At 64.6% G+C, this 11,980-nt stretch carries 11 protein-coding genes and 1 tRNA gene; 8 read left to right on the forward strand and 4 right to left on the reverse strand.

Features of this window, described 5'->3' with window-relative positions; all coding sequences use genetic code 11:
- Positions 1–27 precede the first annotated feature (27 nt).
- The 3 genes from ABD727_RS03880 to ABD727_RS03890 all read right to left on the reverse strand — a co-directional run bounded on the left by ABD727_RS03880 (position 28) and on the right by ABD727_RS03890 (position 2,868).
- Positions 28–342, reverse strand: coding sequence for a hypothetical protein (locus tag ABD727_RS03880; RefSeq protein WP_344706070.1), 315 nt, complete (start codon positions 340–342; stop codon positions 28–30).
- Between the two features lie 62 nt (positions 343–404).
- Positions 405–740 carry a DMT family protein gene (locus ABD727_RS03885; protein ID WP_344706071.1) on the reverse strand — a complete coding sequence of 112 codons (336 nt, stop codon included), beginning with the start codon at positions 738–740 and terminating at the stop codon, positions 405–407.
- 40 nt (positions 741–780) lie between these two features.
- Positions 781–2,868: a M13 family metallopeptidase gene (locus tag ABD727_RS03890; protein WP_344706072.1), complete on the reverse strand. Its 2,088-nt coding sequence runs from the start codon at positions 2,866–2,868 to the stop codon at positions 781–783.
- 125 nt (positions 2,869–2,993) lie between these two features.
- Between ABD727_RS03890 and ABD727_RS03895 the strand changes: the two genes are divergently transcribed.
- The 8 genes from ABD727_RS03895 to ABD727_RS03930 all read left to right on the forward strand — a co-directional run bounded on the left by ABD727_RS03895 (position 2,994) and on the right by ABD727_RS03930 (position 11,231).
- The gene (locus ABD727_RS03895; RefSeq protein ID WP_344706073.1) at positions 2,994–4,592 is read left to right on the forward strand and encodes a carboxyl transferase domain-containing protein; all 1,599 of its coding nucleotides are present in this window, start codon (positions 2,994–2,996) and stop codon (positions 4,590–4,592) included.
- Between the two features lie 44 nt (positions 4,593–4,636).
- Complete coding sequence (locus tag ABD727_RS03900) at positions 4,637–5,191, forward strand: hypothetical protein (RefSeq protein WP_344706074.1); 555 nt, start codon at positions 4,637–4,639, stop codon at positions 5,189–5,191.
- A gap of 24 nt (positions 5,192–5,215) precedes the next feature.
- Positions 5,216–6,214, forward strand: a complete 999-nt coding sequence (gene bioB / locus ABD727_RS03905; RefSeq protein ID WP_344706075.1) for a biotin synthase BioB — start codon at positions 5,216–5,218, stop codon at positions 6,212–6,214.
- A 40-nt stretch (positions 6,215–6,254) separates the two neighbouring features.
- Entirely contained in the window at positions 6,255–8,114 is a 1,860-nt protein-coding gene (locus ABD727_RS03910) for an acetyl/propionyl/methylcrotonyl-CoA carboxylase subunit alpha (RefSeq protein ID WP_344708019.1), read from the forward strand.
- A gap of 101 nt (positions 8,115–8,215) precedes the next feature.
- Positions 8,216–8,995, forward strand: a complete 780-nt coding sequence (locus tag ABD727_RS03915; RefSeq protein ID WP_344706076.1) for an SDR family oxidoreductase — start codon at positions 8,216–8,218, stop codon at positions 8,993–8,995.
- Position 8,996: 1 nt separating this feature from the next.
- Positions 8,997–9,788 carry a 3'(2'),5'-bisphosphate nucleotidase CysQ gene (gene cysQ, locus ABD727_RS03920; protein ID WP_344706077.1) on the forward strand — a complete coding sequence of 264 codons (792 nt, stop codon included), beginning with the start codon at positions 8,997–8,999 and terminating at the stop codon, positions 9,786–9,788.
- Positions 9,789–10,187: 399 nt separating this feature from the next.
- Positions 10,188–11,111, forward strand: a complete 924-nt coding sequence (locus ABD727_RS03925) for a MarR family winged helix-turn-helix transcriptional regulator (protein WP_344706078.1) — start codon at positions 10,188–10,190, stop codon at positions 11,109–11,111.
- Between the two features lie 44 nt (positions 11,112–11,155).
- A tRNA-Val gene (locus ABD727_RS03930) sits at positions 11,156–11,231 on the forward strand.
- 72 nt (positions 11,232–11,303) lie between these two features.
- Here ABD727_RS03930 and ABD727_RS03935 read toward each other — a convergent pair.
- Positions 11,304–11,870: a helix-turn-helix domain-containing protein gene (locus tag ABD727_RS03935; protein WP_344706079.1), complete on the reverse strand. Its 567-nt coding sequence runs from the start codon at positions 11,868–11,870 to the stop codon at positions 11,304–11,306.
- Positions 11,871–11,980 lie beyond the last annotated feature (110 nt).

An 11,980-nucleotide genomic window follows, 5' to 3' on the forward strand; every position in this document is an offset into this window, starting at 1 on the left:
TGATGTGAATTTGGGGGAGGGTGGCGCCTAGCGCGCGCCCTGCTTGCCTACGGCCTTCTCGTAGGCGTGCAGGACCTTGTCGCAGGCGGAGCGAACCACGGCGTCCACCCCGGCACCCTCCGCAGATGCGGCGACCGGTCCGAGGTTTTCCGGCCTGACCTCGATCGAGCAGCGATATTCGGGATTGCTCGAGCGACTCTCGCGGACATGCGCGATGTGAACCTGAGCGCTGGTGACCTTGCCGTCGAGTCGGCCGAGCCGATGACTGACGATGCCTTCCACCTGCTCCTGGCTGGCTTCATTTTCCGCGACCTGGTTGTCGCGGTTGAAGTCGATGAACACGCTCGTCTCCTTGGTTGCTACATTCAAGGAGAGAACGTCCGCGCGGACTCGCCAGTTGCGCCTCACTTGCCGGCGAAGAGGAAGCCCACCGCAGCCATGATGCAGGCGAACGCAGCCAGGTGCCTCCAGTGCAACGGCTCTCCGAGCACGGTTACCATGAAACCGCCAAAGACGATCAGCGTGATCGCCTCCTGCGCAATCTTGAGCTGCGCACCGGTCCAGCCGTTGGCGTAGCCGATCCGGTTTGCCGGAACAGCAAAGCAGTATTCGACGAGCGCGATGCTCCAGCTAATGAAGATCACCAGCAGCAGCGGTTTGCTCATCCCGCCTTTCAGGTGCCAGTACCAGGCGGCGGTCATGAAGATGTTCGAGCAGATGAGCAGCAGGATCGTCGGCATGGCGACCTGCTAGCTCATCCGCTTGGGTCAGGGGAGAGGCCTACCAGACCTTCACGCGCTGCTCTGGGGCGAGGTAAAGCTTGTCGCCCGGTTTGACGTCGAAGGCCTTGTACCAGGCATCGAGGTTGCGGACGGTCAGCGCACGATATTCGTCGGGCGCGTGGCCATTTGTCGCGATCTGGCTGCGCAACGCTTCCTCACGGCTCTTATCCGCCCAGGCTTGAGCATAGGCGATGAAGAAGCGCTGGTCGCCGGTGAAGCCGTCGATCACCGGCGCTTCCTTGCCGCCAAGGCTGGCGCGATAGGCGTCATAGGCGGCCGAGAGACCGGCGACATCGGCGATGTTCTCGCCGAGGGTCTGTTCGCCCTTCACGTTGACGCCAGGGAAGGGACTGTAGGCGTCGAACTGGGCGGCGAGAGCCTTGCCCGACTGCTGAAAGCGGCTGAGATCCGCAGGGGTCCACCAGTTGCGCAGGCGGCCCGTGCTGTCGAACATCGCACCGTTGTTGTCGAAGCTGTGGCTGATCTCGTGGCCGATGACCGCTCCGATTGCGCCATAGTTGTAGGCCGCGTCTGCCTTTGGATCGTAGAACGGCCGGACAAGGATCGCAGCAGGGAAGTTCAATGCATTCTGCACCGGCAGGTTGACCGCGTTCACCAGCTGCGGGGGCATCCACCACTCGGCCCGGTTCATCGGCTTGCCGAGCTTGGCGAGCTGGTGGCGATACTCCGCCGCATCGGCTGCCGACTGATTGGCGTAGGCATTGGTCGGACTAATCTGCACGGCCGAATAGTCGCGCCAACTGTCGGGATAGCCGACGCCGACGACGATCGTCTCGACCTTCTTCAGTGCTTCCGCCTTGGTTGTCGGTGCCATCCAGTCGAGCGCTTCCACGCGCTTGGCGAAGGCGGACTTGATCCCGCTAACCATGGACTGAATTGCGGCCTTGTTCTCAGCCGGGAAATATTGCGCGACATAGGCCTTGCCGACCGCGTCCTGAAGCGCGTTGCTCGTGGCGTTCAGCGCCAGCAGGTCGCGGCTGCGCTGCTGAGGAGTGCCGGCGAGCGCCGTGCCGAAGAAGGCGAAGCGCGCGTCGCGGATGGGAGCCGGCAGCACCGCGCCATGTTCGTTGAGCGTGTGGAAGGCGAGCCAGTCCTTCCAGGCATCGAGCGGCTGACTTCCTACCAGCGCAGCGAGGCGCGGAATGGCGGCATTGTGGTAGGCCTCGAAGCGCGGCACCCCGCCAAGCTGAGCGGCGTCGAGCAGTGCCGGCCAGTCGATACCGGGCGCGTTCTTCTCCAGCTCTGCCCGGCTCCAGACGGTCGCACCCTTGGTGAAGTCGTTGCTTTCCGCAATTGTTGAATGAGCGCGCGCGATCTGCGTCTCCAGCGCCATCACCCGGCTTGCGGCCGCGGATGGATCGGGATTGCCCGCGGCGCGGAGTACGGTCTCGATGTAAGTGCGATACTTGTCGCGAAGGCCGGCCATCTTGGCGTCGGCCGAAAGATAGTACTCGCGGTCAGGCATGCCGAGCCCGCCCTGGAGAATGTAGGGGAGGGTCTCACCCGGTGTGGCAAGGCCTTGAGTGACGAAGAGCCCAAACAGGTGGTCGGTATTGAAGTTGGTGCTGTTCAGAGGATCGACGTCGGCCCGAATGCTGCGGCCGATGGCGGCGCTAAGCGCGCGCTTGTCGGCAATGGCGGAGATGGCATCGAGATCGGCCTTGGCCGGCGCCATTCCGGCGCGGTCGATCGCCGCCGTATCGAGATAGGCACGGTAGTAGTTGGCGATCCGGCCTTCGTTCGTATCCGCCGCAGGATTGGCCTTGAGGAGCTTGTCGAACAGCTGCACACTGTTCCGCTCTCGCTCCTGATCGGCGATGAGGAAGGCGCCGATCGAGCTGCGATCGGCGGGAATCTCGGTCCGCTTGACCCAGTTGCCATTGGCGTACGCGAAGAAGTCGTCGCCAGGCTTGACGCTCTTGTCCAACGCCGTGGCGTCGATACCGAGACTTGTCCCCGCCGCGCTCGCTTCGACACGAGCATCGTCACCTTCGCCCCGGCAGGCGCCGAGCGGAAGCGAAAGGGTGAGGGCAGAGGCAGCAAGCAGCAGGGGCGAGCGGATCATGGACAACCTCGTCGACAAAAGACCGAGCCTCGTCGCTGCGACCACCGGCACCGCTTTGCAAGCGTCGGCGGCCCGGCTAGGCGCTGGGTGAACCAGCATTTTCGACGAACGGGATCAGGAGAAGCATGAGCGCGCCGCGCCTCGACACGAAGGTCCAGCCCGACAGCGCAGAGTTCCGCGCCCGCGCTGACCACAACCGCTCGCTGGTCGAGCGGCTGCGGGCTGACGTCGCACGCGCGGCGCTCGGCGGAAACGAGAAGAGCCGCGAGCGCCATGTTGCCCGCGGCAAGCTCCTTCCGCGCGAACGCGTGGAGCGGTTGCTCGACCCGGGTTCTCCCTTTCTCGAGATCGGTCAGCTCGCCGCCAATGACCTCTATGACGGCGAGGTTCCAGGCGCTGGGATCATCTGCGGGATCGGGCGTGTGTCTGGCCGGCAGGTGATGATCGTCTGCAATGACGCGACGGTGAAGGGCGGCACCTACTATCCGCTGACCGTCAAGAAGCACCTGCGCGCGCAAGAGATCGCAGAGGCCAACCTGTTGCCGTGCATCTACCTCGTGGACTCGGGCGGCGCCAACCTGCCGCACCAGGCTGAAGTCTTTCCCGACCGTGATCACTTCGGGCGGATCTTCTTCAATCAGGCCAATATGAGCGCGCTGGGCATCCCGCAGATTGCCTGCGTGATGGGAAGCTGCACCGCGGGCGGCGCCTATGTGCCCGCGATGAGCGACGAGAGCGTGATCGTCGCTAACCAAGGGACCATCTTCCTCGCCGGGCCGCCGTTGGTGAAGGCGGCGACGGGCGAGGAGATCAGTGCCGAGGATCTGGGGGGAGGCGACCTCCATGCGCGCATGTCGGGCGTCGTCGATCACCTCGCCGAGAATGACGAACATGCGCTGGCCATCGTTCGCGACATCATAAGTACGCTGCCCGAGCAGCGGCCGGCGATCGAGCCGCGGGAGACGCTTCCGCCGGCGCTGGACCCGGCCGAGCTTTACGGCATCATCCCCGAGGATGTGCGCGCGCCCTACGACGTGCACGAGGTGATTGCGAGGCTCGTCGACGGTTCGAGCTTCCACGAATTTAAGCCGCTCTATGGCACGACACTCGTTACTGGCTTTGCGCACATCCACGGAATGCCGGTCGCGATCCTCGCCAACAATGGCGTCCTCTTCAGCGAGAGCGCGGTCAAGGGCGCGCACTTCATCGAGCTCGCTTGCCAGCGCCGCGTGCCCCTGCTGTTCCTGCAGAACATCTCGGGCTTCATGGTTGGCGGGAAGTACGAGGCCGAGGGCATCGCCAAGCATGGCGCCAAGCTCGTCACCGCCGTCGCCACTGCGCAGGTGCCCAAGATCACCGTCCTGATCGGCGGCAGCTTCGGCGCGGGTAATTACGGCATGTGCGGACGGGCTTATTCTCCGCGCTTCCTCTTCTCCTGGCCCAACAGCCGGATCAGCGTCATGGGCGGCGAGCAGGCGGCCAGCGTGCTCGCCACAGTTCACCGCGACGCCGACAAGTGGAGCCCGGAAGAGGCCGAAGCCTTCAAGCAGCCGATCCGCGAGGATTACGAGGAACAGGGGAATCCCTGGCACGCCACTGCGCGATTGTGGGACGACGGGATCATCGATCCGACGCAGACTCGTGACGTCCTTGGCCTCTCGCTTGCCGCCTGCCTCAACGCGCGAATCCCGGATTATCCGCGGTTCGGCGTGTTCCGGATGTAGGCCGGGTCACCGTTCTCCCTTCCCGATTAATCGAGGACATTTTCGTGGCGTCATCGCCTGCCCGTCGCGCGGCCATCGTGCCCACCGCGCTCGCCGCCTTCGCCGTCGTCGTCGTGATGAACCTCGTCCACGAGGCGGGGCATGGCCTTGCCGGCAAGGCAATGGGCTATGACGTCATCGTGCGCACCAACCACGCCGCCGTCGCGACGGGCGAATTCCGTTCGGCCACGGACGCCCTGATCATGTCGGCCGCGGGACCGCTGGTGACCGTCGCCATCGCCCTCATTGCCGCGCTCTATGCCCGCCGCGGTTCGGTGCTGGCCGCGGGCGTGGTTCTCGCTGCATTAGTCTCGCGGCTGATCGCGGCGGTGGTCAGCCTCAACTACCCCAATGACGAGGCCCGGATCTCGACCGCGCTTGGCCTCGGCCAGTGGACCCTATTCGGAATCGTGATCCTGCTGCTCAGCCTGCTTGCCGCTCTGTCCCTGCGCGGTAAGCGCCTCGGCTGGCGCTGGTTTCTTGGCGCCTACATCGGCACGTCGCTCGGCACGGCCTTGGTGGTGCTGGGTGAAAGCTGGTTCCCCGCCCTTCGCTTCTGACACTCATTTGGAGACCATCGTACCGTGCTTGACCACGTTCGTCAGGACTGGACCCGCGCGCAAATCGCCGCGCTGTTCGACCTGCCCTTTACCGACCTCCTGTTCCGAGCCGCCGAAACGCACCGTGCGCACCATGCGGCGGGCGAGGTGCAGCTCTGCACCCTGCTGTCGATCAAGACCGGCGGCTGCCCTGAGGATTGCGGCTACTGCTCGCAATCGGCCTATGCCGACAGCGGCCTCAAGGCCGAGAAGTTGATGGACGTCGGCGCCGTGCTCGCGTCCGCCGCCGAGGCCAAGGCCGCCGGTTCGCAGCGCTTCTGCATGGGCGCAGCGTGGCGCAGCCCAAAGGACCGCGACATGGAGGCGGTCTGCCGCATGGTCGAAGGCGTCAAGGCAATGGGTCTCGAGACCTGCATGACGCTCGGCATGCTGAGCGGTGAGCAGGCGAGGCAGCTCAAGGCCGCGGGCCTCGACTACTACAATCACAACATCGACACCTCACCCGAGCACTATGGCGAGATCATCTCGACCCGGACTTTTCAGGAGCGGCTCGACACGCTGGAGGAGGTCCGCGGAGCAGGGATCAGCGTCTGCTGCGGCGGCATCGTCGGCATGGGCGAAAGCCGTGAAGACCGGGTCGGTTTTATCCACGCGCTCGCCACCCTGCCGCGCCATCCGGAGAGCGTTCCGGTGAATGCGCTGGTGCCGGTCGAGGGCACGGTGTTGGGCGACATGTATGCCGGCGAGCGGCTGATCGACGACATCGAGTTCGTGCGGACCGTGGCAGTCGCGCGCATCACCATGCCGCTCTCGATGGTGCGGTTGTCGGCGGGCCGCGAGAGCATGAGCGAGGCGACCCAGGCGCTCTGCTTCCTCGCGGGCGGGAACAGCATCTTCACCGGCGACAAGTTGCTCACCACGGCCAACGCAGGCGACAGCAAGGACGCAGCCCTCTTTGCGAAGCTCGGGCTTGTTCCGATGCAGGCCGAGGAGCCGATGCGGGCTCTGGAGGCGGCCGAGTAGACCCTGTTATGCAGCGCCGGGCCCGGCTATGCGCATGGCCATGATCCAGAGCCTCCTTATCGCCAACCGCGGCGAGATCGCCTGCCGGGTGATCCGCACCGCGCAGAAGCTCGGCATTCGCACTGTAGCGGTCTATTCCGATGCCGACGCCGGTGCGCTCCACGTTCGGTTGGCCGACGAGGCGGTCCTCATCGGCCCCTCGCCGGCACGCGAGAGCTATCTGGTGGGCGAGAAGATCATTGCCGCCGCAAGGGAGAAAGGCGCGGAGGCGATTCACCCCGGCTACGGCTTCCTTTCCGAAAATGCCGACTTTGCACAGGCGGTCCTGGATGCCGGGCTGGTCTGGGTCGGACCCAAGCCAGACAGCATCCGTGCGATGGGCCTCAAGGATGCTGCCAAGTCTTTGATGTCGAAGGCCGGCGTCCCCGTGACCCCCGGCTATATGGGCGATGACCAAAGCGCCGAAAGGCTCAAGAGCGAAGCCGATGGGATCGGCTACCCGGTGCTGATCAAGGCCGTCGCGGGCGGCGGCGGCAAAGGCATGCGCAAGGTGGATGAGGCCACCGACTTCATGGATGCGCTCGACAGCTGCCGGCGCGAGGCGGCCTCCAGCTTCGGCAACGACGTCGTTCTCATTGAGAAGTACATCCTGTCACCGCGACACATCGAGGTGCAGATCTTCGGCGATGCTCACGGCAATGTCGTTCATCTGTTCGAACGTGACTGCTCGCTCCAGCGCCGCCATCAGAAGGTGATCGAGGAGGCGCCCGCCCCGGGCATGGACGAGGTAACCCGCGACGCCGTTTGCGGGGCCGCCGTCCGTGCCGCGCAGGCGGTCGACTACGAAGGGGCCGGCACCATCGAGTTCATCGCCGATGCCAGCGAGGGGCTCCGCGCCGACCGCATCTGGTTCATGGAAATGAATACGCGGCTGCAGGTCGAACATCCGGTTACCGAGGAGATCACCGGCCAGGATCTGGTCGAATGGCAGTTGCGTGTCGCGAGTGGGGAACCGCTGCCGCTGCGCCAAGACGAGCTGATGATCGGAGGTCATGCGATCGAGGCGAGGCTCTATGCCGAGGATCCGGGCAGCGGGTTCCTTCCCAGTGTCGGCAAGCTCGATCATTTCGACCTTGGCGAGGTCGGTCGGATCGAAACGGGCGTCGAGGAAGGCGATTCCATCTCGCCCTTCTACGATCCGATGATCGCCAAGCTGGTCGTACATGGCGAGGATCGCGATGCCGCGATCACCGGGCTTGCTTCGGCGCTCGACGAGGTCGAAGTCTGGCCGGTCAGGACGAATGCCGGCTTCCTGTTCAATTGCCTGCTCGACGAGGATTTCGCCGCCGGCGAACTCGATACTGGCTTCATCGCCCGCAAGCTTGAGGAGCTGGTACCCACGGCCGACGTCGACGAGGAGCTGTGGCGCGCCGCGGCAGTGATCGCGCTTGCCAGCGAGAACGGTGACGAGCTTGCCGGCTTCCGGCTCAACGCCCTTGCGCAGCCGTCGGTCACTCTCAGCCACCGGGGGGAGCGTCGGCGACTGGTGCTTGCCGACAAGGAACCATTCGCGGCAGCGTCGGGCTTCCGTGACGAGGAGCGGGTCGTCGCATTCTACGAAGGGCAAGCCTACGAATTCTCTCTCGCATCGCGCGGCAGGGTGGGCGCGGTGGCCGGCGATGGAGCGCTTGTCGCGCCCATGCCTGGCAAGGTGACCAGCGTCGACGTAGCGGCCGGGGATAAGGTTTCCAGGGGCCAGCGGCTGCTCACTCTTGAAGCCATGAAGATGGAGCATGCGATTGTGGCGCCCTTCGATGGCACCGTTGCAGAGCTCAACGTCGAGGGTGGTGCGCAGGTGCAGGTTGAAGCCGTGCTGGCGAGAGTCGAGGCAGCCGCGTGACCGTTGAACCACGGACTTGATCGACAGACCCGCAGTTCTCTAGGCGGCACGAGTACAGAAGCGATTGCGGGCGGGAACGGCCTCACGAGGAGAAGTATCGCATGAACATCAATGGCGTTGCAGCAGTGGTCACCGGTGGTGCCTCGGGTCTCGGCGAGGCGACCGCCCGGGCCCTTGCGGCCAAGGGTGCGAAGGTCGCCATCTTCGACCGCAACCAGGAGCAGGGTGAAAAGGTCGCGGCCGAGATCGGCGGCATCTTCTGCGAAGTGGATGTGACCAATGACGACACCGTCGCCGCCGGCTTCGAGAAGGCTCGTGCCGCCCACGGGCAGGAGCGGGTGCTGGTCAACTGCGCCGGAGTCGCCAATGCGGTGAAGACCGTCGGCCGCGATCGCGAGACCAAGGCCGTGAAGAAGTATCCGATCCACCAATTCGAATTGGTGATCGGGATCAATCTGGTTGGCACCTTCCGCTGCATCGCCCACTCTGCCGCCGGGATGGTCGATGCCGAGCCGGGCGAGGACGGTGAGAAGGGCGTGATCATCAACACCGCCTCGGTCGCGGCGGAGGATGGTCAGATCGGCCAGGCAGCCTATTCGGCGTCGAAGGGCGGCGTGCTGGCCATGACGCTGCCGATCGCGCGCGACCTGATGAACGAGGGGGTGAGGGTCAACACCATCCTTCCGGGCGTCTTCAAAACGCCGATGGTCGCCATGATGCCGCCGCAGGTGCAGGACGCGCTCGGTGCTCAGGTACCGTTTCCCAAGCGGCTCGGGCGACCGGAGGAATATGCCAATCTTGCGGTCTTCATGATCGAGAGTGGCTACATGAATGCCGAGCATGTCCGCCTCGACGGGGGGATTCGGATGGCGCCCAAGTAAGGTGAACTGGGCGGCGCTGCTCGAGGCGATCATCCCTGCCTGCTGGGAGGCTGGCGCGGCGATCCGCGACATCCGGCGGCGCGGCTTCGAACATTCGCTGAAGAGCGACTTGTCCCCGGTCACCGAGGCCGACCATGCGGCCGAGGCCATCCTGCTCCGTGCGCTTGCCGCAGCAGCACCGGAGATTGCCGTGGTTGCCGAGGAAGAAGTGGCCGCCGGCCGAGTGCCCGCGCTCGGCGATTGCTTCTTCCTCGTCGACCCCCTCGACGGCACCAAGGAGTTCGTCCGAGGTGGTGACGATTACACGGTCAACGTCGGCTTGGTCACACGCAATGGACCGATCCTCGGCATTGTGCTGGCGCCTGAACAGCAGCGGCTGTTCGCCGGCAATGTCGGGGAAGGGGCGTTCGTCGAAGAGCAAGGAAGGCGGCGTTCGATCCGGGTCCGCGAGCGTCCTACCACCTTGTCAGTCGTGGGCTCGAAGTCCCACTTCAATCGTGCCACTTTATCCTACCTCGAAAGCGTCGTGCCCGATTGCCGGTTCGTCGGGGTGGGCTCGAGCCTTAAGTTCTGCATCGTTGCAGAAGGAGGGGCCGACTTTTATCCGCGGCTCTCGCCCACGAGCGAGTGGGATACGGCTGCTGGGCATGCCGTGCTGCTCGCAGCAGGAGGACTAGTTGACGGCCCCGACGGCACGCCGTTGGAATATGGCAAGACGAACTTCATCAATGCGGGCTTTGCGGCGACAAGCGGGTGGAAGGCGGAGCCGGTAGGCCGCTTCCTGGAAGCCTAATGCCACAGCCGCGGTGAGGGACTAGCTGGTTCATCAGTGCGGACCACCGCCAATCGCGAGCGGACCGCAGCAATCACTTCGACCTCTGCCCTCACGCAGTCGAGCCTGCCGAGCAGCGCTCGGGCTTCGCCACCTACGTCTGGGTCGCCTGCAAGCTTCTGGGCGAGCTCTGTTGACCGCCCAATGGCATGGTCGAGTGTAGCGAGCAGCATCTTTCGCTCGTCGGTTGTTGGGTCATCGGTCGCCATCGCTCGCCCTTTCTCCGGGTTGCTTTGCAGCGCCAATGCTTTCCCGGGTCCTTGTGCTCCCTCGAAGCCGGACCAAAATTGAGGCTTACAGCAGGGGCGAAGACGTGTAACTTGCCCGGGCTCGGTTGATTGATGTGCCAAGGATGCTGTCATGTCCCGAGCTTTTGCCCAGCCGACCTATGCTCAGGAACCGGCGCCCCCACCGGTGCTGGTTGTCGGTGACACGCCTAATGCTCGCGAGCGGGCCCGCTTTACCGTGGATTCGAGCGAATATGGTGCCTCGTCCATTCTGACGATGAACGAGGCTGCCGAGGACCTTGGCCGGGCAGGAGCGGTGTCGGCGATCTGGATTGAGCTTGACGAAGGTCCTTCCAAGACTGCCACGCGGCTGCTCGAACGGATCGGGATCGATGCCGCTCGTCTTGGCACCGGGGTCATCGTGTCGACCAGGCTTCAATACCTCGATGAGGTTCTGCTTTGCCTGGGGTCCGTGAATGCCGAGCTGTTAGTCGACGCCGAGGAAATGGAGCGGCTGAGCGCGCTCAGCCTTGCTGCGAGCAGCTTCAACACGGGATCCCGGGCCGCAGAGGGAGCTAATGAGGCGAGCACTGCGCGGCTTCGACAACTCAGCGAGGAAGTCAGCCGCATCGCATCGGCCCTTGCTCGCCTGAGCGCCACGTCGGCGCAGCCGCCACTGTCGAGCGCTACCTTCGCACCGCCACGCAGCGATGTTCCAAACGTCTCTCCCGAGGCGATCAGAGGGATCATCAAGGCGCGCCGTCTTCGGTCCAATTTCCTGCCCGCCGACCTGTTCGCGGATCCGGCGTGGGACATGCTGCTGGACCTGCTTCAGGCCGAACTCGTCCAGCATCGCGTGCCCGTTTCGAGCCTCTGCATCGCCGCGGCGGTCCCGGCCACCACAGCGCTACGCTGGATCAAGTCGATGACCGACCGCAGCCTGCTCGTCCGCCGCGACGACCCGCACGATGGCCGACGCGTCTTCATCGAGATGGCGCCGAGTACCAGTGCCGCGCTTCGCCGCTACTTCGCCGAAAGCGGCATGGCCGTCGTCTAACGGGGACTTGATCCTTAGACAGTTGCGGGGCACGGACGCCGAGAGGGCGCTTAGCTCAGCTGGTAGAGCGGCTCGTTTACACCGAGTAGGTCGGCGGTTCGAACCCGTCAGCGCCCACCATCACCTCTCACGACCCGGGACCGGCCAAGCTGCCCTGAAGTCGGACCGCCACTTTGACTGAGCTCGTCGTGCTTAGCCGATCGAGCGCACCAGCTTGATCGGCAATGCGAGCCACGGCGGATCGCTGACGACGATCTGACGCGCTCCTGTCCCCGACGGCAGGATATGGAGCTTGCCGCCGTCGCGGGCGAGCAGTCGTCCAAAGTGGAAGCGCCCTCCAGGGCGAGGCACGAGGACATCGCGGTTGAGCGCTCGGCCGAAGGCGTCGGGGTCAAGCCGGTCGCACCAGATTTCGTCACCGCTGCGGTAATCGCCGATGCTGGAGATGACCAGCAAGGCAACCTGCTTCGGCTCAGGACGAGGCGGGAGAACCACCTGTGCCTTGCGCGGTGCGCTCGCGGAGTCGCTGGCGAGAAGCGCAAGCACCTCGAGCTGTTCGCTCGCAGGATGATCGACAAGGTCGGTTGCCGAAACTCCGAGGGCGGCAGCGATGCGGTTCAACCAGCCGATCGAGACGGTGCGCATTCCTGTTTCGAGCCGGCCGATCGTTTGCGGCGTCGTGGGCGGCGAACATGCGCGAGCGACGTCGTCCAGCGTCATCCGCTTTGCCTTCCGCACTTCCCTAATGCGCGTGATCATTGCGACTCTCCGAACCAGACCGGTAATTTATTCTGTCCTACATCATTTCCAATCTGGCAAGTCCCACTTCGACTCGGAAGTCGGAACTGGGGAGTGTGATGGAATGAAGC

Source organism: Sphingomonas swuensis, assembly GCF_039538045.1.
Classification (GTDB): Bacteria; Pseudomonadota; Alphaproteobacteria; order Sphingomonadales; family Sphingomonadaceae; genus Sphingomicrobium; species Sphingomicrobium swuense.